The following is a 24110-nucleotide window of genomic DNA, read 5'->3' on the forward strand; positions in this document are numbered from 1 at the left end:
GTGAAAAGGACATGTCGCATGACACAACAGGAAACCGCATCAGCAACCCAGAATGACGACCACAACGTGACCACATTGCCAGATCCTGACCAGCAGGACGAGACGCATCACGATACACCCAAGCGATTTTTTCAGGGCAAGCAACTGCGACTGTCTCGCTCCAAAATGAATACAGTGCTGGCCTTGTGCGCCATGTTGATCTCAGCCGCCTCTTTCTATGCCACCTATATGCAAGCGAAAGCCGCACAGGAGCAGGTAGCCGCGGCAGAGCGGCAACTGGAAGCCGAAACCTGGCCCTGGCTGCAATTCAACTACAGCAACTTTGATCTTGAGTCCGAGCGACCCAGGATCACCATAGGTATCCTCAACTCAGGCACCGGCCCGGCCCTGATAAAATGGGTGCAATACCATTACCAGGGTCAGGCCTATGACTCGATCATCGCCCTGTTTGATGCCTGTTGTAATATCAGTGCGTATCGTGACGCACTCGACAGCGCGCAGCAGGACGACAGTGAAGTCAACGTACTGGCCAAATTTGGCTGGTACATTACCAGCCGAGCCGAACACTCGCTGCTTGCGGATGGTGCTTCACTGCCTTTGTTTACCATGCAAAAAAGCAACTTTAACAACCACTTATGGGATGAAATAGACGATATGTCTGAACAAGTAGAGGTCTATACCTGTTATTGCTCACTGCTGGATCAATGCTATATTTCTACTGTCAACTCACATGTATCCCCGGTTTCCGATTGCACCGCAGGCAAGCTGACACTCGCACAACGGGATAATTCATCCACAACGGAGCATTAACGGGTTTGCTAAAACGTCTTTTATCTAAACATCGCACGTCGTCACCTGCCGTAAAGCACATTTGCCACTTTGAAGGCGTGATCGACCACTTATATTTAGATACCCGGGGCAACCCCACCATAGGTGCAGGCTTTCATGTCGTCAGCCAGGATGCCTTTACCCGGCTTAGCTTACGGGACAAACGCACCAACAAGCCCGCCAGCAGGGCGCAAAAACAGCAGGAGTACGATACATTAAAGCGCCTGCCCGCCGGGAAAACAGCCCGCTGGTATGCGCAACATTGTACCTTGCACCTGCCGCACAGTGAGAGTATGCGCCTGCTTGAGCAACAGCTCAGTACTTTTGAGCAAGAACTGACACGCCTGTTCAGCCCCCAAAATGGCTATACCCGCTCCTACCAGCAACTCCCGGACAGTGTTCGGCTTGCTTTACTGGACCTGGCATATAATCTGGGCACACCCAACCTCAGCAGCCGCTGGCCCAAACTCTTAGCCACCTTGAAACAAGAAGACTGGCGACAGGCTGCGGATGAATGCGCACGTAAACACGTGAGTAAAGCGCGTAACCAGGCCACCCGGCAGTTGTTTATACAAGCTGCCAGCAACGATAACCTGATAGCCAGACTGTTCCGCCGGCTGTGGAGCAAGCTGTGCCGCTCGTGACGCTGGCCGATCTGTTTTTTCGTTTTAATGCCATCGGATTGCTACTTGCCCTGATGCTGTTTAACTGGCCCAGATTGAACCAGGCTGAGCGCTCCCTCAGCGCCGCACTGGCGCTCTGCCTGAGCCTGTTTTTGCTTCTCACTCAACCTCTGCCCGAGTGGCGGTTTAACCCACTTCGTAACCTGTTTCTCGCAGGGACCGAGCTATTGCCACTGATGCTCTGCGCATCAGCCTGGTACCTGATCAACCAACGCGTACCGAACTGGCTGAACAAACCCAGTGGGCGCTGGCTGCTTGGCGGATCCCTGCTGGCCAATAGCAGCGTCTTTCTGCTCTACGGCAGCGATACCCATTGGCACACGGTGATGCACCTGCTCAGTGCGCTGGCGATGTGTGCCACTTTGTATTACTGCCTGGCTAATTTTAATGATGATCTGGTCAATCACCGCCGTCACCTGAGGCTGATTTTAGCGACCTTTGCCCTGTTACACTGCTTGTTGCTGGTCGGCTTTGAGCTCAGCGCCAGCCTGATCCGGCGCGACCCGCTCTTCCTGCTGGCGAATGCGGTGCTGGTGTTTTGTTTATTGCTGCTGATGACCTGTTTGTCACGTGCATCACGTGTGCCTCGCCAGGAAAGCGCACAAGCTGACACCCAGCCTGTCCCGGTAAAATGGCAAAGTACCTATCAGGCGCTGAACACCTTACTTGAACAAGGCATCTATCGTGAGCCAGAGCTGACCATAGGGACGCTTGCCGAGCACCTGGCTATCCCTCCTCACCAGTTACGTGTACTGATCAATCAACAGCTTGGCTTCAATAACTTCTCACAGTTTGTTAATCAGCATCGTCTGGCGTATGCCGCAGAACAACTGAGAGATGTGGCAAAGGCTCGCACAGCCATTCTGAGTATCGCCTTTGAGGCAGGGTTTAATTCGATTGGCCCGTTTAATCGGGCCTTTAAGCAGGTTTATCAGCTCACCCCGGGGGAATACCGCAAGCAAGCCCTTAATCAGCCGCAGATAAGCGAAAAGACTCTATAGGCTGATAGATCAGCCCCTGAGTATCACAACGATACGAATGATAAAGATGAAACTGAGTGACCGACAGAGTAAACGGGGTCATTGGCGCATCTACTCTGGGCTCAGGTTTATGTCCTCGAAACAAAGTGATGTGCGGCGAGAAAGGCAAGCGATCGCAATGCAGCCCCAGCTCGGTGCCTAAAGCCCGTAACGGCTCAGCCAGCGCACGCAGCTGTGATGGCACCGACTCGGGGTGTAAATAGAAGATCCCCTTACCCGACCAATAGCCTATATGGGCAAAGGTGAGGGTAAACTCAGGGACCTGCAATTGACGGGCAAACGCCACCAACTCGGCGTCATGCTGCGTCTCAACCTGACCTAAAAAAGCCAGGGTCAGATGCCAGTTTTCCGGCTTAGTCGGGGCTTTGCTGGCACTCACCTGTGTGCGCAGCCAAGCAGCAATCTGCGCCTGACTGGGCTTATCGACTTCAATGCCAAAAAACAGGCGTTTTGTCATAGGTTACTCCCGGTTGTTAGCCTGAGTATCGTTCAAAACCGGGGTTTTCCCAACCTCATGTGTCGCTGGCCATTTACTGAGCCCGGGCATAACGGCGCTCAATAAACAAGCCAAGCAGGCCCGCGACAAACAACACCATCCCGATGAACTGCATCCAGTCATTGCCCGCACGCGGTACACTGCGTCCCTGATCTGCCTTCAGTTCAAAGTAGCGACGCCCATTGTCGAGCGGTTGCACAAAGGCACTGCCACGATACTCAAAACTGAAAAACAATTCAGGTGCACGACGTTTTTGGTACATCAGTCGTAATGCATCAAAGTCCTCCCGGCTTGCCGTTTCAGCTTCACTGACATAGCGCGACCAGCGAGTATAAAGGTCCAGCGGCTCTCCCTCACGCAATTCACCATAAGAAAAGTACTCATACTGATGCTCCGGCAGAAAAATCGTCCGATAGCCGCTGTAAAACAGCGCACAGCCCAGTGAAATACATATCAGCGCCATCATCAACCAGCTGCGTCTGCGCGCCAGCCGGTGTTTATCCAAATTCTGATACCAGGCCTCAATATCCGGGATCTGCGTGAGATGCTGCCTGTCTCCGTGCGCCATCAGCCCAGCCATAAAACTGTCCAGATCCAGTTGCAGTGCTGCCAGCAGTTTTCTGAACACGTCATTCGACGGTATAGAATGGTCGTTCTCCAGTTTCGATAAATAGCTCTGCTCTACTGTCATTTGTGTTGCCAGTTGAGGCTGACTCAATGCCTGTTGTTGTCTTAATTGTTTGATGTATTGTCCGAGTGTCATGACCAGGTCCTTATGTTGTTAGAATTGTGGCCAGTCTTGGTAAGTCATGGATTAATAACAAGATGAATATCCAAGCATACGCAGGAATACCGCACCATACCAGCCTCAGGCGACACAGCGGCCAGGGAAAATAGACGAAAACCGTCGAAAAAGTCGCCTGACATTGCACACGTTATCGCTGCATTCACCTGTCATTTTTACTTTCGGCCAGCATTTTTCATTTTAAGTAAGATTTAAAAGCATATTTATCAGATAGTTAAATGAATTTACCGCGTTAAGGAAAGAAAATGAAATCCCTCATTAGTGTGCTGATTTTAGTGATCACAACGGTCCTGCTCTATTTCGGCTGGCCCGTTTATCAGTTTTTTGCTTTTAATCTGCAAAAGGTGCCAGTGCTGGCCTCGGCCACACCACTGCCCGCTGGTCCGCTGCCCTATCAGGCAGATCATGCGCCCGGGCATGCAACATTCGCCACCAGGGCCGAAGCCATACTCAACACAGTCCGGGCAAAAAGCAATGCACCCGGGATCTCGGCAGCCGTGGCCCATCAGGGGCAAATTGTCTGGCAGGGCGCTTTGGGCTATGCCGATATTGCGACACACACGGCGCTGACGCCAGAGCATCAGTTTCGCATTGGCAGTACCTCCAAAGCGGTGACTGCCACATTGATGGCAAAACTCATGCAAACTCAGGGCTTTCAGCTGGATACTCCCCTAAGCGACAGCCTGACACCGCTGCCGAACCCGGCCTGGCGAGATATTACGGCGCGCCATCTGGCATCGCACAGTGCCGGGTTACCCCATTACAAAGGCAACGAAGACCTGCTGGGGTTTTATCATTCACTCAGCCTGAGCCAGCAATTTGACCGTGTACAGGATGCCGTGGCCTTGTTTGATGAAGGCCCGCTGCGCTCGGCGCCGGGCGACGCCTTTTATTACTCCAGTTATGGCACAGTGCTGCTGAGTGCAGTCCTGGCGCAGCATGCGCAACGCCCTTACCTGGATTTATTGCAGCACTATATATTCAAGCCGCTGGGCATGACACGCAGCGGGGCTGAGTCAGTCGCAGATAAGCTGGCCACCTTTTACTTTAACCGCCGGGGACAGGATACGCAGTATATTCCGTGGCGCGCCGTGAATCTCAGTCATCGCCTGGCTGGGGGCGGTTTGATAAGCACACCGGGCGATCTGGTACGACTGGGCAGTGGTTATCTTGACCCCAGCTATTTACACACCGACATACGTGCACAGATCTGGACGCCACAGCGCCTTAATCACGGCGAAGTGAATCCGCAAAACTATGCGCTGGGATGGCGTCGTCATGAGTACCAGCCTGACGATACCCCCTTATTTACCTACTATCACCACGGTGGTGTATCAAGGGGCTCGCAAAGTATGTTGATTGTGGTGCCTGAGCACCAGCTCAGCGTAGCGGTCAATATCAACAGTAAAACCAAGCCATTCAGGACCTTTGGTCAGGCGTCTCTGTTACTGGCGGATGCTTATGTGCAACTGACAGCGCAGGCTCAGCGTGATGTGCCCGACAACCCGCTCAGCGCCGCCTCCAGTACTGCGTCTTTACCGGCAAAGTAATCCTTGGCCGTCAAAGCAACTGGCAGGTCCGGCGCCACCCATATCCGACTGTCCTCTGCAGCACTCTGTTGATGAAACTGCGACGAGATCACACCAATTTGGCCACTGTAAGGCAAAGTAAACCAGCCTGCCTCGCCGATGGCGTTAGGCCGGGTGCCCGAAGGTTCGCCGACCACAACCGCGCTGGTCAGCTTGCTGATCCCCATTAGCAGATCATGGCCAGCCGAAAAAGTGTTACGCCCTGTCAGGATCATCAACTTGCCATTTGGTTTGAGTGCCTCAAACAGCACCGCCGTGGCGATGGTGCTGGGCAATAAAAAACCATTCCCCCCGCTGTTATCGCGCAGATCCAAAATAAAGTGCTCGGCTTGCCCGGCCAGTAAACGCTCGCGCAGCTGCTGATTAAAGGCATCCAGCGACACATCCTGGCGTTCATGCACGGCATTAAAGTTCACGTATAATGCCTTGTGATCGGACAATAATTTTGACCAGTAAGGACCTGATTGCGGGTGCTGACGCGGCAGCTCAGGAAAACCATTAAACTGCATGGTGCGTGGGGTCAGCGCCAGCTGCTGTGCTTGCTGGTCATGGCCACGGACTGTCACGGCAATTTCATTGGTGTGTTCAATGATCCCCAGCCCCTGCAATACCGGGGCAAGACTCAAATAATAAGGTCCCAGCCAGGCTTGCTGCATATTGTTGTCTCGCGGGTTGACCTCCCCCGTTTTTGCCAACGCCTGTAACGCCGGTGTGTTGCCTATGGTCAAAACCTGCATGCCGACGAGGTGCTGATAGTTTGGGTCAGCCGCCACAATAAACAACCCTTCTTCAAACAGATAGAACTGCACAGGCAGCTGCTGATAATTACCCGCCTTACCCCATGCCGGGATGATAAAGTTATGGCCATTTTCCAGCATACCGAGCAGCTGCATCAGCTCAAATACGACTTGCTGATCGCGCAAAGTGGGGATGCGTTTATCAATTTGCGCCACTTTGTGCGCAAAGGCCTGCTCACTCATGCGATGAAAGGCCGACACATGCAAACGTCGGATCTCCGCAGCCAGATAATGTAGATCATGGCGCCAGCGCGCATCTCTGTCCAATTCTGCGGCGGGCTCAGCCCCTACTAAGCGGCGATAGTCGGCGTCTTGTGCAAATGCGGCAAAATGTGGATTCGGCGTGCGGCTAAGCACACTACGACCCATCAGCGAGGGTTTATCATCCCAGCGCGCCTGGAGCGCTCGCTCCAACCACACCATGGCATTGCGCTTGTCTTTGAGCGCACCATAGAGTTCCGCCAGGGTCATCATCATATCATTGGGGTTATCATGCCATTTCGGCAAACGTTGCAGCCGCACGCCCAACTGCAATGCCCTTTTTAGTGGCGCAATGGCATCCTGCCAACGTTGTTGCTGCCGATAGCCCAGGCTCAGCAAATACCAGGTGACCCCATCGTTTTGGTAGTCTCTGGTCAGCGCGGAAGCCAGTTTAACGACCGCAGGCCAGTTTTCCTGCTCAACCAGCGTGAACAGCAGCTCTTTGTTATGGTAATAGCCAACCGGATCGCGCAACTGATTGGGCAAAACCGGGATTTGATACGCATCGTTATGATACCCGGGCGTGCCTCGCGATGGCGTTGCCTGTAACTGCTGACCACTTAAAATGATGAGTCCAAGTAGTCCAAAAATGGCTTTATACATCTGTTTCTCCTTCTAACATGAGAACCAATGTATTGAAAAAACTACTTTTATTCGTTCAGGATCCGGATTCTGTACGGTAAAAATTAAATGTCAGGTTAATCAGACCGAAGACGATGTACGACAATGCGTACGATACCGGCTGGGCGTCATCCCCGTGCGTGCTTTGAAGGCCTGATTGAAGGTCGACTTGGCATTAAACCCATTGTCCATTGCAATGCTGAGTATCGAGACCTCAGCGTACGCCGGATCGGCCAACTGTTTCTCAATCTGCTCAAGCCTTATTTCATTGATATAATTAGAAAAGTTATTGTTCGAGACCGAATTAATCGCCCACGAAACCTGCTTTACACCCAGTGACAGCTGATCCGCAATATGCTGAATACTCAGTCTTGGTTGACAAAATAATGCCTGATCTCTTATCTGTGCGTCCACCGCCTCAAATATCGACAGAGCTAACTGTTTGTCCTGATCCGCTTCTTCGGGCTGACTCAGCGCCTGATATTGTGCCAGACGATTAAAAAAGTGTGGCTGCTTTATCACCCCCACCAGCAACAAAGACAGAATGCCAAAAAAGCCGACCTCGTGAGCAAAATACCAGTAGGCTTTCCACGGCATGGGCGTTATGGGCTGAACATTCATGCGCACAAAATCTGTCAGACTCAGTACGACATAACCGCCGAGCAACCAGGTCAGCCAGTTCAGGCCCATAGTAGGCGCATCAGCATGGACCTGATACACCGTATCGCGATAATCTCGCAGCAGCTGTAAAGACGCCACCAGATAGCACAATAGCATCACACTGCCCAGCGCAATGAGCGGCTGGACATAATCGGTCAGACCCAGCGACACCAGAGGCAACAGCAAATGACGGCCAGATTTAAGGGCACCTCCTGATGCGCCTACCAGTTTGCAGACACTGAGATACCAGGCCGGACCCATGGCCACAGTAAAAGCCGGGGTAATGATGTACCCTGCCAACGCATAACCAGTGCTTTCAAGTACGTTAGCAACACAGAGTAAGGCCTGAAATACAAAAAAGAACATCAGGCACCGACTTTTCGGATTTTGCCACACGAGTATGGCGGCAAAGCACATCTGCCAGGCAAAGATCACCTGAAACAAAGTCAGCCCTGAAATACTAAGCGGGGTGAGCATGTTTAACTCTTTATTATTGTTATGATTTACTTCACAGTTATTTAAACTGCACCATCTCGTTGCTGCGCACATAGGTGCGCAGCTCTGGCTCAGTCCAGGTGCCCTGCTTAAGATACTGGGTGGATACCGTAAAGCGCCCCTCTTTAAACCGGCTGATGGATTTTACCTGGGTAATGCCGTCTTTGCTGCCGGTCACATCCTCAACGGCCGCGAACTCGTTAGAACTGAGCACCTCTATCGTCCCCTGGGTGTAGAACCCCGCAGTGGTGAAATAATAAAAAACCAGGGCGTTTTTACTCTTATCCCAGAAAATCAGAGATTCTCCGCCATACATACCCTCATTAATAGAATGCAAAGTACGCACAGCCGTGCCATTCAGCGCACGCTCCCAGCGACTGATATCGCGCATCGGCGGCTGGCCTGCAGGAACCGCGAAATCAGCCTGCCAGGTCCCAAGGTAAGGCTGAAAGACCGCCAGCTCCTGAGCGAGCGGTCTGGGGAAGTTGTCTGCTGCCAGCCCGGATAGGCTGCACACGCCCAGCGCCAGGGTGCAGATCCAGTACTTGATGATACGTATCATGAGGCCATCCTGTGTTGTGATTTTACTAAAAAGTAGCCAATGGACTCTGAAAACACAAAAAGCGCCCCTGAAGTAGCCTTCAGGGTGCGCCTTTGTCTCTTAGTTGCTTAATCGGCTTTTTTATCGGCCGAAAAATACTTGCGACGCAGCATATCGTGGATCACCAGCTCCTGCTCACGACCATAGGCCTTGAACATCCGGTTATTATGCATATGCAGCAGCGAGCCGAGTAAAGTATCTTTGCTGCAATTGAGCTTACCTTCATCGATCATACGATTAAGCACCGCCACCACCGGCTCTGCTGCCAGTGCCCATTGCGACAGGATAGCAAACAACGCCTGTTGTACTTCATCCGCTTGTGCCTGTGGTTGCTGAGTCAGTACCGAAAAATCTTTATCCAGTTGTGCTTCATAATCTCGATATCGATTCCCCAGCTGCTTACGCAGTACACTGGTTTCATTAAACTCTCTGCCAAAGCCATCGCGTAGCTGGCTGATCAGCGCAAAGCGACCCGCTTCATCATATTCAAACAAATCCAGCAGTTTATGGGTGTGTGCCAGCGCCATACGCCAGCGTACATCCTCGCCGTACTCGTCAATCAAGGCACAGGTTTTGGCGATCAGCGCACTGTCGTACATAAACAATGACTCTACCAAAGCCATAGATTCAGGCCCGCCGTAACGCTCTACTTCACGCTCGTAAGTCATGAGTTCGACTTTGTGTAGCTCGCCGCTCTCCACTTTGGGATCCAGCAGGGCATTCAGTTTAGGCAGCAACTGGCCGCATAACAGCCCGGGATCACCATGAAAACGCAAGCGCAGATGCCAGTCCGGATCGCCATAGCGGATAAAGAACCACTTATCGTACAGGTCACCACTTTGCTCTATCATGGGTAACAATTCTTCCGTCAGCAATTGTTCAACCAGTGAATTACCCGAGTATATCTTCAGGCTTAACCACTCGGATCCCGCACTAAAGCGGCGCTTCAATGGGGCAGCGGTGATGTTGCCCATTGGATCGTCACTGAAGTGGCGATGCGATGGCGCATGCTCATTAGTAAAAGGAATAATGACTTCATTACTGTAATGATTGCCTTGTGCATCGACCACTCTGGATGGAAAATGCTGGCTGATCACTTCTTTAAGTTCAACCCGACTATGGCCTTTTGTCTCGGCCAGTAAAATCGCAAACATATCCGGGTTACGTAAGTCCAGCTGTAACACATTGTCAGACATCGCAAAGCTGACCTGCGGATCGAGCTGATAGGTTGCCAGTAAAGCGTCCAGCTTAGCACGATCAAACTGACCTTTTTTGCTGATGGCTTCCAGTTCAGTTCTGTCGATCCGCCAGGTTTTTTCGCTCAGGATCAGGTTGTCCAGCATCAGACGTGGCACAAACGACGCCCGCTCCAGACTGGCTGGCAACTTAAACTGTGGCGGCCTGCCATCCTGATGTTGCAACATACACAGGAACTTGTATGCGCTCAGGCTGCGAGCTGAGTAGTTATGGGCGCTCGACAAACGCGGCACCACTTGTTTATTGAGTCGTTTACTCCAGAGCTTCACACGCTGGCCTTCGACCCAGACATACAGATCACTTAATGGGATCTGATACTCATCATCCAGGGCGCTGTCAGCCAGGAACACAATTTCATACTGGCGCAGGTGAGGACGCGCGATGACATTACCTGGGCGCCCTTCCGGCATGTGCACCACTTCGGCAAAAATCACCTCGTCACTGTGCGCCTGTTCGGCAGCCAGATGGGCCACCACATTGTCTTTAAGGCCGTCATCCAGATGACAAAAACGACCCAGCAAATTGGCCGCGGAAGGACCATAACAGCCATTAAATTTGTGAACCGGGTTACCACGCTCATCCTGATACAGGCTTACCATGATAGCGAATGAATATGGGAACTTAGTAACGGCATCTTTATTGGTGATTTTTTGCTTCAGCTCTTTGCCACGTAATACCACACAGTCTTTACCGCGATTTTGAGGCTGGCTCAGGGCATCTTCAACAATACCATCCAGCACGCTGACTTCCGGCATCGTCTGCTGAGCAGAGCCACCACGGGCCAGATTCAACCCCGCTACCAGAGGCGCCTCATAACCGGTTTCGGTGGAGATACCTATCCCGGACTCATCGTCGAGGATTTTATCTAGCGGGACAAACTGACCTTCAAAGCGGGCATTAAACTTCGTCATAAACTGACTCAGCGAGTTACCCTGCTCAGAGACACTCAAACCCGCAATCAGCTCCAGTTGTTTTTGCAGACGTAAGACGTCCTGCTCAGCTAACTGGCAGTCATTAAAATCACGATAAATATCACTCTGGAAGAGCTTATTTTCCTGCACCTTCACCGGCAGGGTTTGCAGGTGAGCCAGCAGTTGTTTATAGGGGGCAATGTCCCCGGTTTTTTGTGCATCCAGTACATCAATCTGCGCCAGTGCCGTAGCCAGCTTATCTGCCGTGTCGAGCTCTTTAATTTCGGTGATGGATTTTAATAAGGCGCGATCCGGTGATTCTCCGGTCAGCGGCAAGGGAATATCCGCCAGTAACACCCCCTCATCAATCAGGTCCTGAACGTAGGCTTCGACTTCTTCCTGGTCGGCCTCATCATACTCGGCACAAAACTGTGCCACCAGGGCATTGAAACTTTTACCATCGCGTGCAGCATCCAGCACAAAACGGAAGTACTCGTCACTTTCAACCGCGCTCAGACGATACTGCATGGTCTCTTCAGACAGGTAAGTTTCTATGTAGCGACACTGATCAGCAATAAAGTAGTGAGAAGAATTTGGCTTATACGTCAGCGTATCTGAGCGTGAGGCATGCTTGATAAAATGATCTTTCAGCGCATTGAGATAGAACATATCGAGTCGGGTTTTACGGCTATCCTGCGTTAACTCGGCAACATTCAGCGCTGTCTGTGGCGCGATGCTGCCCTGATGGATCCCGGAAAACAGACCGAATGGGGTAGGTCGGGAACACATGCGGACCATGTATTTTATCAACGCATGCGCCACCTTTTTCCCCTGCTTAGAGTCAGGTTTGGTACGCCACTGATCAATCCGCTCAAGCAAAGAGGGACTGGCCAGATAAATGGCTTCTTCGACCCCTGGCGTGGCCAACCAGGCAGCCAACAACACATTGGTGTCGGCATCGTCCTGCCCGAACTGTGCCAGTTGCTCCAGTCCCAGCCGAGGCGTACGAATTACAAAAAAATTATCATTTTTTAGTTGTTTAGACATCACTCACTCCCTATGCCATTAACAAACAATCAACCCAACCTGTGTCGTCATCAAATAAAGAGGTTAAAGCCAGGCCTATGCCGGCATACCCCATGAGAAACCCGAAATCTTCGTTGTATGCCTTATCTAAGCCGTTGTACGAGTACAGAGATTCAACACCCCGCTCGGTGTATTGCCGAAGAGAATAATCAACCCAGTATTGCATTGCCTGAACGAAGCGAGGGTGCGGCATGAGTTGATTCAGGATCTGATAAATCACCGCCATACCATAGAAACCATGACAAAGGCCGGCATCGGTAATATGGCCAGACTGCTCATCGCGCCCGGCAGCGTGCAAGCCGATTTCAAGTGCCCGCTCAACATAACTCGGACGGTCCAGCTGCTGGCCGACCCGTGCCAGAGTCATGGCAATGGTCAGATCACCATAACACCAGCCCAGGCGTGAGTGGTGCTCGCCCCCTGCGCTGGAACCAAAACACGAATGCGAAGTGCAGTCCGTACTTTGCTGCTCTAACAGCCAGTCACAGGCGCCCAGTAACAGGGTTGTCACCCGTTCTTTCAACGCCGGGATCTGCACTGCGGGTAACAACGCCGCAATGATCCCCGGCACACCGTGTGCCAGGCCGAGGTTATACTCAGGCTCAGTGGGTTCATCTTTGTTAAAGCGATAAACTGACTCTTGTGGTTGTGACCAGGTGATATGGCCATTGTCAAACCGAGTGGCGGTGCTTTCCAGGCCACTGACAATCACACCATACAGGGCCGTTTGATCAGACTGCTTAGCACGACGGGAGGCATAAGGTGCAAACCCGGACAGTCCCAGTACCATTTCGATTTCACCCTGCCACGGTTGATGGTCCAGAGACTCGCGGAATAACTCGTCGACTTCTTCCAGTAGCTCCGGGTCGTAATTTTCAGGATCGGCCTGATTAAGGTACTCCAGCAGCCAGGCTTGTCCCGCCAGACCATTACTCATCTCAAAACTCTGCTGATCCAATCCTTCCTGGAGCGCTTCCAGCTTCTCGGTAAACAGCGCTTCGTCAACCAGACTCGCATCATACTCATAAGCTTTATATAAAAACAGCAGCTGACCTGCTAACCCGCTCAGCAAGCCATGGGGTAAATCGGCGTCTCGTACGCTGGTGCTGACTTTGTCTGTAATAATTGCAAGGAGGGTATTGATGGTGTCCCGCTGCTGTGTCGACAATGAAAATTGTTCTGCCATGTTCATCCTTAATCTATTCGTCTTTCGTTATTGTTATCGTGTCGGCGCCGGTAAGCACGCACCCATAATGCGTGCTTCCCCGTTTGTACCTATGTAGCCTTGTTTGACGTTAACCTAAAATATCCGCCTGCTCAACCGTAACCACTCATAATTTTTACATATTAAAAACAATACAACGTGGCCTTATTCACAGACTGATTCTTCCTCTTGTGCATAAGGGTCCGGTATGTCTGCTTTCTTCAGTCTGACTTCCCGATCTGCGGACGCGATGGTTTCTTTACGGTGTGCAATAATCACCCGGGTAATATCCAGGCGCGACACCGCTTCATTGATGTCTGATTCCAGGTTGGTATCTAAATGACTGGTTGCTTCATCCATAAACAAAATTTTAGGCTGTTTATACAACGCACGCGCCAGAATAATACGCTGCTTCTGACCTCCAGACAGGCTCGAACCCATGTCCCCAATCAGACTGTCGTAGTTCATCGGCATCTGGCTGATATCATCATGGATCGCGGCAAGTTGGGCGCAATAAACCACCCGCTCCATATCTATCGGTGTATCAAAAAAGGCGATGTTATCCGCCACGGAGCCGGACAGGAGCTCATCGTCCTGCATCACGGCGGCAATTTGCTGACGATACTGACGTGCACCAATCTGCTCCATAGGTACGCCGTCAATCAGTATCTCACCGCTTTTTGGCAGATTCAGGCCTAACATAATTTTCAACAGGGTCGATTTACCACAACCAGAAGGGCCTGTGATCGCCACTGATTCGCCCTCTTCGATGGTCAGGTTAAGATCATTCAGTACATTCGGGGTCGCATCGGAATACGCAAAGCTGATATTACGTAACTCGATCTGACCCTTTACCTGGTGTTGTTTGACCTGATCAGGTTGAAGGATCTCCTTGTCGGTTAATGCGATATCCGCGATACGGTCAAAGTGCAGCCCGACCATTTTAAATTCAATAAGCTTCTCAATCAGGTTGGCTGTTTTATCCATAAATTGGCGCTTATACGACATAAACGCAAACAACATCCCGGTACTGAAACCACCATCCAGCACTAAGTGCGCCGCCAAATACACCACCAGGATGTTCTCAATGCCAAACAACGCCCGGTTGATGGCGTCGTAGCCAATCTGAAAGTTACCCAAGCGAATGCTTTGATTAATGGCATTGGCATAGCGGTTTTGCCACTGACCTTCGCGTTTTACTTCAGAGCCAAACAGTTTGATTGTCTGAATGCCTCGCACGGTTTCCATGAAGTTGGAGTTTTCTTCCGCGCGCGCCATAATCTCTTGCTCGCTGATATTGCGAAACGGTCGGTACATGGCAATACGCACAATGGCATAGGCTATTACTGCCGCTAAGACCACCGCTGATAAAGTGGGGCTATAAAAGAAAATCATGGCCAGTGTGATGACAGCCATCAGTCCGTCAATGATGGCCTCGATCACCCCGGTGGTGAGAATTTGCTTTACCTGCTGCAATGAACCAAAACGAGACACAACGTCACCCATATGACGTTTTTCAAAATACGAAATCGGCAGCCGCACTAGATGGTGGAAGAGGTTTGCACCGAGCTGAATATTCATCTGGTTGCCAAAGTGCAGCAAGGTAAAGCCCCGCAACGCATTGGTGGCGATTTCAAATACTAGCACCAGGAAAAAGCCGGTGGCCAGTACAGTTAACAAGTTTGTATCCCCGGTTAAAACCACATCATCGATCACCAACTGAATATAATATGGGGCTGCTAGGGTGAACACTTGCAGTAAAATAGACAATAAGAAAATCAGCGTCAGTGACCGTTTCAGGCCAGTGATACGACTCCAGAAATCCGAGAACTGTAAACTCGGTTTCTTTTCTTTCTTTTCAAAGCTCTTGGTCGGGGTCAGCTCAAGTGCCACACCGGTGAAGTGCTTGGACGCCTCCGCCATGGTATACGTTTTTTCGCCCGACGCTGGGTCATGGATCACGATGCGCTTTTCGTTGGCCTTTTTCAGCACCACAAAGTGATTCATATCCCAGTGCAGGATGCAGGGAGTTTGCAGTGCATCGAGATCTTCGAGTTCAATGCGTAAAGGCCGTGAACTCATTTCCAGCTTCTCAGCAAAATGCATAATATCCAGCAGGGTTGCCCCTTCGATGGAAATACTGAACTTTTGCCTTAGTGAGGTAAGATCGCTGTGATAGCCATGATATGCGGCCACCATGGCGAGACTGGCAAGGCCACATTCGGCGGCCTCAGATTGCAAAATGACAGGCAGTGACTTCCTTGACCAGAACTGTAACTGCTGTACCGGTGATTCGTCTTCAACGTGCATAAAAAGCCTTTTTATTCTTGTAGTTGCAGCCTACAGCTGTCCTTTAATACTAAACACGGGATCAAATAACCAACGCAATAAAGAGCGTTCTTCGACAATGATATCGGCATCGAGCATCATTCCAGCCCGCAGTGGTGTCGCCTTGCCATAAGCGGTGATCTGCTGTGCTTCCAGCGACACCACAACCCGATAAGCGGGCTGCTGTATCACACCCGGCGTGCTGGTTTCATCTGGCAGTATCACACTGTTACTGACCTGCTCAATGGTGCCGTTGTAGATACCAAACTTCTCGTATGGAAACGCGTGGTAACGCAATTTGGTTTCCTGACCGAGGTTGATAAAGCCAAATGACGACGTCGGCACATAAATGATCGCCTGCATCTGACTGCCTTGCGGCAAAATACTCAGCAGATTTTGTCCTGCATTGACACTCTTACCCACTTTACCGAGCAACCCTGTGACCACACCAGCTTTCGGTGCACGCAATTCCCCAAGGCGTTGTTGTTCAACCGATGACAACTGGATCTGTAGATCTGCCTGCTGGGATTCCAGCTGACTGAGGCGCTCATTATGCTGTAATGGCAGTTTTTCCAGGTCGGTGTCGTATTGTTGGATTTGCGATGCCAATGTCAGCCGTTCCGACTGGATGCTGGAAGCCTGCTGCTGTAACGACAGCAAAGTGTCTTTTTGTCGCTGTAACTCCAGCTCAGAAATATAACCGGTGCCTTTGAGGGTACTTATCTGACCCACCATCTGCTGATTCAACTGGAGCCGTTTTTCGAACGTACTCGCCTGACTATCCAGCTCTTTTAAACGCGCTTCTGCGGTGGCTTTTTGTTGCCTGAGCTCCGTCAGTTCAAGTACTTGTTGACGTTTTTGCTGCGTGATCTGCTGCTGCAAGTTACGCAACTGAAAATTATACTGATTGAGCAATGCCTGATTGAGCTCCAGTGACTGAGTACTGTGCTTCGCTGATGCAACCCGCAACAGGGGCTGATCCGCTTCCACATAGTCCCCTTCAGATACCAATACTTCAGCAATAATCCCGGTTTGTGGGGCAACCAGCTTGAGAATGCCGGTATTGGGCTCTATGACACCAGAGACGCGTTCTTTGCGCGCGTAACTGCCACTGGCAAGAAAAATAATGCTTATAACAACGACGATCAGGATAAGTAAAGCCAGTGTCTTGAACACGGGTGGTTGAACTAAACTTACAGCTCCTTCTAGCCGGTGTCTTTTACTCTCTAATACTTCTTTTCTAAAGAGATTTTCCATAATTAACTAACACCCGATTGTTTGAGTTTTTTATTGTTAAATTTTAATTAACTCTCCGTAATGTACCACTTTGACCTGCAGAAAGGAACTAACGATAGTGTGTCTGAAAAATACACTAACCCAGAATCAAAAACGGGAGCTTAAGCCCCCGTTTCATCAGCCTTTTTTAACCGGTCTTTGCCAGTTACCAATGTTACGCTGCTTACTTCTGGCAATCGCCAGTTCTTCATCGGCCACTTTGGTGGTGATCACAGAGCCGGCGCCAATTGTTGCTGTCTTGCCAATCTCAACGGGTGCAACAAGCGAAGAGTTTGAGCCAATAAACGCACCGTCACCAATGATGGTTTTTGATTTATTGACGCCATCATAATTACAGGTGATAGTGCCGGCACCAATGTTGACCTTTTCACCAATCTCAGCATCGCCCAGATAGGTTAAGTGGTTTGCTTTGGACCCTTTACCCAGACGCGATTTTTTCATCTCAACAAAGTTACCAACGTGCGAGTCTGTTTCCATCACGGCACCTGGGCGCAGTCGCGCAAATGGGCCTAGCGTGCACGCGTCACCTACCGTTGCATCTTCAATCAGCGTATTAGCTTTAATGACAACGCCGTTACCAATCTGACAGTTTTTCAATACACAGTTTGGCCCGATGACCACATCATCACCCAGCTCAACTTGTCCTTCGAACACCACGTTCACATCAATTTGAACGTCCTGACCAGTTTTCACCTCACCACGCACATCAATGCGGCTTGGATCCGCCAGGCTGGCACCATTTAACATCAGGGTCTCTGCTTGCCACCCCTGGTAAGCCCGTTCCAAAGCCGCAAGCTGTACACGGTTATTCGCACCTTCCACTTCCATCGCATCATCGGGTTGCGCAGAAGTAATTTCAACACCATCCTGATGGGCCATCGCCACGATGTCAGTGAGGTAATATTCGCCTTGTGCATTGTTGTTTGACAACTTACCCAGCCAGGTTTTCAGTAATCTACCATTGGCAGCCATGATACCGGTGTTGATCTCTTGAATTGCCAGTTGCTCTGGGGTGGCATCTTTTTGCTCAACAATGCCTACCAACTTGCCATTCTCACGCAACATACGGCCATAACCCATCGGGTTATCAAGGTTTACCGTTAGCACGGCCAACCCTTTTTCCGGTGTCACATCCAGCAAGCGCTGCAATGTAGACAGACGCGTTAGCGGTACGTCTCCATATAAAATCAGCACTGTGTCATCATCAGCAATATGCTCTTTGGCCACTGCAACCGCATGGCCAGTACCCAATTGTTCAGCTTGATGTACCCAGTTTACCTCATTGTGGCTCAACGCCTGTTGTAACTGCTGTGCACCATGGCCACACACCAGATTAGTCGTGCTCGCGCCCAATGAGATCGCATTATCAATTACATGCTGTACCATCGGCCGACCTGCGACAGGATGAAGTACTTTGGGTAACTTTGAACGCATGCGAGTGCCTTTGCCCGCGGCTAATATTACTGTTGTCAGTGCCATTGAACAGAATCCTTAATTATCTTTTCCACTAATCCGCCCGTGGGTACGGAGTTATGCAATCGAGACTTTCTACTGGGCGCAATTGTAACCACCTTTTTGCTGTATTATAAGAACCAAACCACAATAACTGATAAATTACGCGTGATTCACTTCTTTCCCGTTAAAACGTCACAAAGCAACCACAACCCAGGCAGAGCATGGCACAACTCTCCCAAGGTTATTCAGTGCTTTTTCACCCATTCAAAGCACCACAGTGCGTTATATATGGACTCCTGAAATCGCATTAAAAAAGCCGCACAGCAATCTCTACGGCTTGAGTCACAGCCACTGATGGCTGCTCATTTCACACAGGGCTGGGGGCTATTTCAGACCATGCGGCGGGAACAAGATGCAACCGCCTTCATCGATGCCACCAGCAACCAGTGTAAGTAATGCTTTATTTTCAATGACTTTCATTTTATTTTCCTTTTTGGTTAGTTAAAGATCACACTCAATTTTTGAAAAGTCTTTCTTTTCAGTATTGGTGCCACCCATTACATAAAGCGCTTGTTCACGCGTTAAATTCATATTTCACCTCATTTAAGTAACGGCACGCGGGCCATACAACATGGGGTTCCCACCTGCCTGCTGTGTCCGGGCTTGTCGTAACCAGCTCAGCATAGAATTTTAGTTTTGCAGATCTTGCGCGAAACTATCGTTAGACTGACAGCCACGAAATGCACTGGGCGGAAAATCATGACCACCGGCCACATTTTTAGTCAACCCGATATGACACTCCTTACCCACCAAGCTTTTCATTACTTTCTTTTTAAACTTGAGCATTGTCTGCCTCCTGTTATTGATATTTGCTTGTAAACCCCCCCCAAGCTACGTAATCACACACAGTGAGTCAAACGATTGAAAAAACAGAAATAAATAAATTTTTCAAAAACTTAAATCTACAACATAAAGCGCCATAATGTTTAAATATGGCCTTCATAAACAGCCTGATGAAGGTCTTTATCCGGCAAGAAGAATACCGCTTAAATGCGTGGTTGAATGCATAAGGCAATGACGCAAAATGCGCTGCAAGCAGGGTCATTTGCTCGATGCGTTGACGGCCAGGTTCCGGGGAAAAACAACAGCGATTTGTGCTCTTCATACGGTCGTGCATCCCGGGCGCATTGCATCAAGTCGTAATGGGATGTCATAACAACGGTCAGTTCACAACGTAAATCAAGACAGCACTTTACGTTGTTGCACGACAACTAATCGAGGGACTTCATATGCTCTGGCTTTGGCTAATTATCAGTGAGGCAGAAAGGCTGGCACGGCAAAAGATAGTGGAAACAGACCCAGCAAAGTGACGCGATGACAATCACACCAGGAAGGGCCGTCCGCCAGAGCGATCTCAGTATTGAATAGTATGGCGTGCGAATCACCTGCCGTATGGGCCGCCAGATACATCAGCGCATGATCACGATTATTTTCCAGCACCAAGGCTGACATCTCGCTGTTTGTGACACTGGGCAGGGCTGGTAAACAGCGTCGCGCTTTTCTCATTTTTGAATAGCTCACTGACCTCTATGACGTATTCATTCATATGCAGGGTAACAAACACTTTGCCACGACTTTCATAACTCACCCTCACTTCGAACCCACTACCAGCGTGACAAAACCACAGCGCTCGCGCGGTCACGGCCGCGCCATGTTCAGGCTCAAATATACCTAATAGCTTGGGTGTCAGTAACTTAGCAAGAAGCTCACCTTTGACAACCCAGGTGCTCGAATTCAGTTCCGTGACCACTCCTTGTGAGCCAGCCAGAATGAGCCTGACACCCTCCTTGGTGGATCCTACTTCCTGGTAGCGCAACAAAGGCTCACCCTTTGAGACAATCTGGTCGAGTTTAACCAGATGATCCAAAGCTTTTCCACTTGAAGTAGCAAAATGATACTGATGTCTGGGCGCGCCCACCGTCAGCTTGCCCAAAAAGCTTTGCGGCCACGCCTCAGTTGAGATAAGTACCAGCCCACCAATCATGCATACTAAGAACTTCATCCATGCCCTTTCTTATGAGTCTTGCAGTGGCAATTAATCTTGAACTGTAAAATGACTGGTATTGGTAATTGGATCGGGCGCCTTATCCTGAGCACCACCTCCAATCAGACGTGTGTGTTGAGCATTCAGTGATTTTTTTTCGTTCAGGTTTTTGAGCTCTTTTTTCTGCACTTTAAATTTCATTGTATTTTCCTCACACTTATTAAAATCAAAAATGGCGTCGTTGACTCACAACTTCTTATTTGTTTTATGCCGCCATACCTGTGCGATTAACGGCGTACTTTGCTGTGATGACAATTAAAACAGTACCCGAAGAGCTGCAATTTAAGAAGTTATCAAAGCTTATAAAGCGGTCATAATGTTCAAGCTCAAGATCATGATTTATTTGTTTTTTTTCAATTTAATATCAAACCATAATATCTGAAGCAGCTTCATTTCGCGGTGTTACCCCACAAAATTACAAGCCAGACGAGTACGAAACCGCATGCCCGACTCTTTCTTGGGTCGAACGAACCCGGCCACTTAATCCGGCAAGCACCAACATCCCCAGGGTTTTCAGGGCAAGATCTCTATCCCACATGGTGATACCTTGAGTATCGAACAGCGCAAATTTAGCACCGTGTTTTTGATACCCGAAGGGGATATCTTGGCGTGGTTTTGGCGGGTGTGCAGGTACGTGTTAGTGGGATCGGTGAAAAGCGCGTCGTTCGTTTTCGACGTGACTCGTAGCATGACCAGGTCCAGCCATGCTACAAGTTACACAATAGCATTAAATTGATGGGGGTTGCGCAGTCGCAGCTTCGAGCTTGATTAAATGATTATTCGCCCCTTCCAGCGTCGTCAGAATCAACGCATTGCGCTCCGTCGAGTAATGCATAGAAAACACCGTTTTATCCACCAGGTCAAAGAGCAACTGCCATTCTCCCTCTTTCATGTGATAGACCTGCTTGCCATTTGAATAGTAAATCTCCCCAGTGCCGTCCGTCACTAACCGGGTGTTACTGCTTTGTGGTAGGGCAATCTCATCGCTGATGAGACCCGTCGACAAATCAAAGTAATGCAATGTATTTTTCTGCGACAAATAGATCAGTTGCGTCTCATTAAGGTGGGCAAACCAGACCGCCCCTTTTATTGGCAGTCTTTTTGACACCTTGCTCTGCTGTGAATAGACATAAAATTGGTTGTTTTTCTGGTCTTCGTCAATGACGATATAACCGATATCACCACCCGGTAAAATATCCGCAGCCAGAATCGAGCGCTGTGCTTCAATTGAGAACTGTGTATCAAAGTGCTCATCAAACACCATGAGTTGCTCCCCAAAACCCAGCAGGGTTTGCCCGGAGCGGATATCAAAACTCACTAACGGAAAGCTATCCAGGGGGCTACCAATGGTGTAGACAATACTGGATAACCCCGTATCCGTACTCTTTCTCAGGAGCCATTTTTCATGTTCCAGTGCAAAGTAATGTGCCTGCTCGTCTTTCATAAACCCGGAAAACTTAACCTCATCACTCACCAGGAGCGGTGAAAGCGTCGTCGATGCCAGGTTAAGCTCATAAATATCATGCTTATACGGATACTTAACCGCAATCACTTGCTCTTTAGACAAAGGATATGCATTGGCATAGTTGCTCTCATTAGTCAGCTGAGTCTTACTTTCTAGGGCATAGGTGTCCATAGAAAACTCAAACATGCGATTTGTCGCGTTGCAAAACCACATGAGTGTATTGGCATCACTTTTATAGCTCAGCTCCCAAATCGGCGTTTTGGATTCATAGAGCTTGGTTTGTTTTCTCCCTTCCATATCTGTCATATAGAGTTCATAAGAGTCGTACTGGCGACGTGTGAAAAAGACACTGTCGAGGGAAGATTCATACAATAAAAACATATCGCCAAACGAGTTTAAGTTGGGAGAGGTGAGCTGAAACTCCTCACCGGTGGCAAAATCGTAATTCATCAGCACAGACAGTTGCTCGCGTCCACGATAGTTGGATTTGGAATAAACAAACGCATCACCGCCGACGCCTGCGCCACGCTCTATCGGCTCATCGCATTTAAACAAAAAGCGGCTATTATCCGTCAGGTTTCGCTCAGCCTGCCAAACCTCACAGTCTGCACCTTCGCCCATACGATAGAATAACTTACTCGAATCAGCAGACCAACCCAGAGGATAGAAATTGATACCCAGTTCACTGATTTTTTTCTCCAGCCCGGTTCTCAGTTCCTTAATGATCAGGCTGTGAGACTGGGTACCTTCGGGCAAAAAAGAAAACGCGACATAATCATTATTTGGCGATACTTTGGCTCGCGTATAACGACCTGGTATCCAGGACAACAGCTGCTCGGTGTACTCTGTCTCCTCAACGACAATAGCGGGGTCAGATGAGGAATACGACAACCCCAGCATGCCGCCACCCACCAGTAACACCGCCGCGGTAAAAACGGCCGCCCACTGCGAAACGCTGCTTAAGGGGGTTTTTGCTGCCGATACTGGCGCACTTACCTGACTGTCAGTCAGGTTTTTTGTAACGGGTGCGATACTCGCCTGGGGAATAATATCCTGATAGACCACTTCCGGTTCAAGGAAGAAACTATACCCTTTACGATAGTGTGTTTTTACCACCAGGCCCTTTTGTCGATCCGACTTGAGCACTTTGCGCAGCTCTGACATTGCCCGGTTAATTGCATTATTATCAACATACTTTTGACACCAGACATCATTAACCAGGTCTTCTCGGGTAATGATCTGGTCATTATTCAAAATTAAGTAGCAGAGAACTTTAAATAATAGAGGCTCGAGTTCACGGGTTACCTCGCCATCGGTGATGCTCTGTCGTTTAGGGTCCAAAGTCCAGGCACCAAACCTCACCTCTTTCACAGTCCTTGAAAAATTAGCTTCATTCATATCATAACTGCTTTTTTATCAGACCTTTATTGTATTTTTATCTTCCTATGTCGCAGCTTGAACTGAGACTGGGTAATGAGAGTATCTCAGGGTCATTCCTGCAACTTTGCGATATCAGGGCAAGCGTCTTTATTCAGGTAGCTAACTCGTGTCGTGCGCACTGCAACTCCGGGGTCTGCATAGGTTGGTTTAGCTTACCCCAGCCTAACTAAGTCACGATTTGCAATATTAAAGCAAATTTCTAACGCATTAAACACTCTGTTTCATCATAGTTAACCTGTTCTCCGCTCCTCTGAGGTAAGCGCACAATGTTCCAATCGTACAAATACCTCAAGGTGGATCATTCGATTCTAAAAATAAGGTGAAGAAAAAAAACAGAAAAGTCAAAGAGTAAAAAGTGCCAAAGGGGTGGTCAAAGCTGACTTGTCACCATTTAGTGACGTCGTACTCAAGCCACAGGGGATAAGCGCAACTGCATGAGTTAACGGTACAAAGCACCTGCCTTGTACCGTCTTACAAACTATTTGGAAGGAGGCGTTGGGGTAGCTGGCTGTGGCCCTCCGTGACCCCGAGAAACGGTTACATGCCGCTCTATTACAACCCTACCATCAACAGTGTGCTCAGTTTCATTGACAGTGATCTCACTGCCATCACTTTCAATCACAGTCACTTCTTCTTTGGGTGTTTCCGGCGTTTTACGGCCCTTTATAAAGTCAAACATACGTGCTCC

General features: G+C 49.6%; 21 protein-coding genes. 5 read left to right on the forward strand and 16 right to left on the reverse strand.

The features are described 5' to 3' along the window. Positions 1-18: 18 nt before the first annotated feature. Genes AT705_RS11905 through AT705_RS11915 form a run of 3 tightly spaced genes read left to right on the forward strand, consistent with a single transcriptional unit; the run spans position 19 to position 2512 of the window. Complete coding sequence (locus AT705_RS11905) at positions 19-810, forward strand: hypothetical protein (protein ID WP_058796756.1); 792 nt, start codon at positions 19-21, stop codon at positions 808-810. Positions 811-815: 5 nt separating this feature from the next. Next, positions 816-1472 carry a glycoside hydrolase family protein gene (locus AT705_RS11910; RefSeq protein ID WP_157576766.1) on the forward strand — a complete coding sequence of 219 codons (657 nt, stop codon included), beginning with the start codon at positions 816-818 and terminating at the stop codon, positions 1470-1472. Then, positions 1460-2512: an AraC family transcriptional regulator gene (locus tag AT705_RS11915; protein ID WP_058796758.1), complete on the forward strand. Its 1053-nt coding sequence runs from the start codon at positions 1460-1462 to the stop codon at positions 2510-2512. The genes AT705_RS11910 and AT705_RS11915 overlap by 13 nt, the downstream gene beginning before the upstream one ends. Here the strand turns inward: AT705_RS11915 and thpR are convergent. Both thpR and AT705_RS11925 read right to left on the reverse strand, forming a co-directional pair. Beyond that, positions 2478-3008: an RNA 2',3'-cyclic phosphodiesterase gene (gene thpR / locus AT705_RS11920; RefSeq protein WP_058796759.1), complete on the reverse strand. Its 531-nt coding sequence runs from the start codon at positions 3006-3008 to the stop codon at positions 2478-2480. The two genes, AT705_RS11915 and thpR, sit on opposite strands and share 35 nt — an antisense overlap. A 73-nt stretch (positions 3009-3081) precedes the next feature. Next, positions 3082-3810: a helix-turn-helix domain-containing protein gene (locus tag AT705_RS11925; protein ID WP_058796760.1), complete on the reverse strand. Its 729-nt coding sequence runs from the start codon at positions 3808-3810 to the stop codon at positions 3082-3084. 287 nt (positions 3811-4097) lie between these two features. Here AT705_RS11925 and AT705_RS11930 point away from each other — a divergent pair, with 287 nt between their 5' ends. Further along, positions 4098-5402: a serine hydrolase domain-containing protein gene (locus tag AT705_RS11930; protein WP_058796761.1), complete on the forward strand. Its 1305-nt coding sequence runs from the start codon at positions 4098-4100 to the stop codon at positions 5400-5402. Here AT705_RS11930 and AT705_RS11935 read toward each other — a convergent pair. The 9 genes from AT705_RS11935 to AT705_RS25260 all read right to left on the reverse strand — a co-directional run bounded on the left by AT705_RS11935 (position 5336) and on the right by AT705_RS25260 (position 19259). Continuing rightward, positions 5336-7102, reverse strand: a complete 1767-nt coding sequence (locus AT705_RS11935; protein ID WP_058796762.1) for a hypothetical protein — start codon at positions 7100-7102, stop codon at positions 5336-5338. The genes AT705_RS11930 and AT705_RS11935 overlap by 67 nt on opposite strands. Before the next feature lie 99 nt (positions 7103-7201). After that, the gene (locus tag AT705_RS11940; RefSeq protein WP_058796763.1) at positions 7202-8257 is read right to left on the reverse strand and encodes a helix-turn-helix domain-containing protein; all 1056 of its coding nucleotides are present in this window, start codon (positions 8255-8257) and stop codon (positions 7202-7204) included. 37 nt (positions 8258-8294) lie between these two features. After that, complete coding sequence (locus AT705_RS11945; protein WP_157576768.1) at positions 8295-8837, reverse strand: hypothetical protein; 543 nt, start codon at positions 8835-8837, stop codon at positions 8295-8297. Positions 8838-8944: 107 nt separating this feature from the next. Continuing rightward, positions 8945-12091 carry a lantibiotic dehydratase gene (locus AT705_RS11950; RefSeq protein WP_058796764.1) on the reverse strand — a complete coding sequence of 1049 codons (3147 nt, stop codon included), beginning with the start codon at positions 12089-12091 and terminating at the stop codon, positions 8945-8947. 10 nt (positions 12092-12101) lie between these two features. After that, on the reverse strand, positions 12102-13316 hold the full coding sequence (locus AT705_RS11955; protein WP_058796765.1) for a lanthionine synthetase C family protein: 1215 nt from the start codon (positions 13314-13316) through the stop codon (positions 12102-12104). 183 nt (positions 13317-13499) lie between these two features. Next, on the reverse strand, positions 13500-15644 hold the full coding sequence (locus tag AT705_RS11960) for a peptidase domain-containing ABC transporter (RefSeq protein ID WP_058796766.1): 2145 nt from the start codon (positions 15642-15644) through the stop codon (positions 13500-13502). Between the two features lie 30 nt (positions 15645-15674). Continuing rightward, the gene (locus AT705_RS11965) at positions 15675-16919 is read right to left on the reverse strand and encodes an HlyD family secretion protein (protein ID WP_058796767.1); all 1245 of its coding nucleotides are present in this window, start codon (positions 16917-16919) and stop codon (positions 15675-15677) included. A gap of 156 nt (positions 16920-17075) precedes the next feature. Continuing rightward, a complete protein-coding gene (gene glmU / locus AT705_RS11970) occupies positions 17076-18437 on the reverse strand; it encodes a bifunctional UDP-N-acetylglucosamine diphosphorylase/glucosamine-1-phosphate N-acetyltransferase GlmU (RefSeq protein ID WP_058796768.1) in 1362 nt (453 codons plus the stop codon). A 666-nt stretch (positions 18438-19103) separates the two neighbouring features. Then, positions 19104-19259, reverse strand: coding sequence for a hypothetical protein (locus AT705_RS25260; protein WP_157576770.1), 156 nt, complete (start codon positions 19257-19259; stop codon positions 19104-19106). Positions 19260-19475: 216 nt separating this feature from the next. Here AT705_RS25260 and AT705_RS25265 point away from each other — a divergent pair, with 216 nt between their 5' ends. After that, positions 19476-19616 (forward strand): hypothetical protein, encoded by a 141-nt coding sequence (locus AT705_RS25265; protein WP_157576772.1) that lies wholly within the window; start codon positions 19476-19478, stop codon positions 19614-19616. Positions 19617-19899: 283 nt separating this feature from the next. Here the strand turns inward: AT705_RS25265 and AT705_RS11980 are convergent, their stop codons facing one another. The 5 genes from AT705_RS11980 to AT705_RS11990 all read right to left on the reverse strand — a co-directional run bounded on the left by AT705_RS11980 (position 19900) and on the right by AT705_RS11990 (position 24101). After that, complete coding sequence (locus tag AT705_RS11980) at positions 19900-20475, reverse strand: hypothetical protein (RefSeq protein WP_157576774.1); 576 nt, start codon at positions 20473-20475, stop codon at positions 19900-19902. Between the two features lie 33 nt (positions 20476-20508). Beyond that, positions 20509-20658, reverse strand: a complete 150-nt coding sequence (locus AT705_RS25270) for a hypothetical protein (protein WP_157576776.1) — start codon at positions 20656-20658, stop codon at positions 20509-20511. A 274-nt stretch (positions 20659-20932) separates the two neighbouring features. Beyond that, positions 20933-21055: a hypothetical protein gene (locus AT705_RS25965; protein ID WP_257721224.1), complete on the reverse strand. Its 123-nt coding sequence runs from the start codon at positions 21053-21055 to the stop codon at positions 20933-20935. A 189-nt stretch (positions 21056-21244) separates the two neighbouring features. After that, complete coding sequence (locus AT705_RS11985; protein ID WP_058796771.1) at positions 21245-23380, reverse strand: winged helix-turn-helix domain-containing protein; 2136 nt, start codon at positions 23378-23380, stop codon at positions 21245-21247. 520 nt (positions 23381-23900) lie between these two features. Further along, complete coding sequence (locus AT705_RS11990) at positions 23901-24101, reverse strand: hypothetical protein (protein ID WP_058796772.1); 201 nt, start codon at positions 24099-24101, stop codon at positions 23901-23903. Between the last annotated feature and the right edge of the window lie 9 nt (positions 24102-24110).

This window comes from Pseudoalteromonas rubra (assembly GCF_001482385.1).
In the GTDB taxonomy this organism is placed as follows: Bacteria; Pseudomonadota; Gammaproteobacteria; order Enterobacterales; family Alteromonadaceae; genus Pseudoalteromonas; species Pseudoalteromonas ardens.

Bases quoted from the DNA above. Each gene is read 5' to 3' on its own strand.
- AT705_RS11905 (WP_058796756.1), top strand. From the start codon at position 19: ATGACACAACAGGAAACCGCATCAGCAACCCAGAATGACGACCACAAC.
- thpR (WP_058796759.1), bottom strand. From the start codon at position 3,008: ATGACAAAACGCCTGTTTTTTGGCATTGAAGTCGATAAGCCCAGTCAG.
- AT705_RS11925 (WP_058796760.1), bottom strand. From the start codon at position 3,810: ATGACACTCGGACAATACATCAAACAATTAAGACAACAACAGGCATTG.
- AT705_RS11930 (WP_058796761.1), top strand. From the start codon at position 4,098: ATGAAATCCCTCATTAGTGTGCTGATTTTAGTGATCACAACGGTCCTG.
- AT705_RS11935 (WP_058796762.1), bottom strand. From the start codon at position 7,102: ATGTATAAAGCCATTTTTGGACTACTTGGACTCATCATTTTAAGTGGT.
- AT705_RS11940 (WP_058796763.1), bottom strand. From the start codon at position 8,257: ATGCTCACCCCGCTTAGTATTTCAGGGCTGACTTTGTTTCAGGTGATC.
- AT705_RS11945 (WP_157576768.1), bottom strand. From the start codon at position 8,837: ATGATACGTATCATCAAGTACTGGATCTGCACCCTGGCGCTGGGCGTG.
- AT705_RS11950 (WP_058796764.1), bottom strand. From the start codon at position 12,091: ATGTCTAAACAACTAAAAAATGATAATTTTTTTGTAATTCGTACGCCT.
- AT705_RS11955 (WP_058796765.1), bottom strand. From the start codon at position 13,316: ATGGCAGAACAATTTTCATTGTCGACACAGCAGCGGGACACCATCAAT.
- AT705_RS11960 (WP_058796766.1), bottom strand. From the start codon at position 15,644: ATGCACGTTGAAGACGAATCACCGGTACAGCAGTTACAGTTCTGGTCA.
- AT705_RS11965 (WP_058796767.1), bottom strand. From the start codon at position 16,919: ATGGAAAATCTCTTTAGAAAAGAAGTATTAGAGAGTAAAAGACACCGG.
- glmU (WP_058796768.1), bottom strand. From the start codon at position 18,437: ATGGCACTGACAACAGTAATATTAGCCGCGGGCAAAGGCACTCGCATG.
- AT705_RS25260 (WP_157576770.1), bottom strand. From the start codon at position 19,259: ATGCTCAAGTTTAAAAAGAAAGTAATGAAAAGCTTGGTGGGTAAGGAG.
- AT705_RS25265 (WP_157576772.1), top strand. From the start codon at position 19,476: ATGCATAAGGCAATGACGCAAAATGCGCTGCAAGCAGGGTCATTTGCT.
- AT705_RS11980 (WP_157576774.1), bottom strand. From the start codon at position 20,475: ATGAAGTTCTTAGTATGCATGATTGGTGGGCTGGTACTTATCTCAACT.
- AT705_RS25270 (WP_157576776.1), bottom strand. From the start codon at position 20,658: ATGAAATTTAAAGTGCAGAAAAAAGAGCTCAAAAACCTGAACGAAAAA.
- AT705_RS25965 (WP_257721224.1), bottom strand. From the start codon at position 21,055: ATGTGGGATAGAGATCTTGCCCTGAAAACCCTGGGGATGTTGGTGCTT.
- AT705_RS11985 (WP_058796771.1), bottom strand. From the start codon at position 23,380: ATGAATGAAGCTAATTTTTCAAGGACTGTGAAAGAGGTGAGGTTTGGT.
- AT705_RS11990 (WP_058796772.1), bottom strand. From the start codon at position 24,101: ATGTTTGACTTTATAAAGGGCCGTAAAACGCCGGAAACACCCAAAGAA.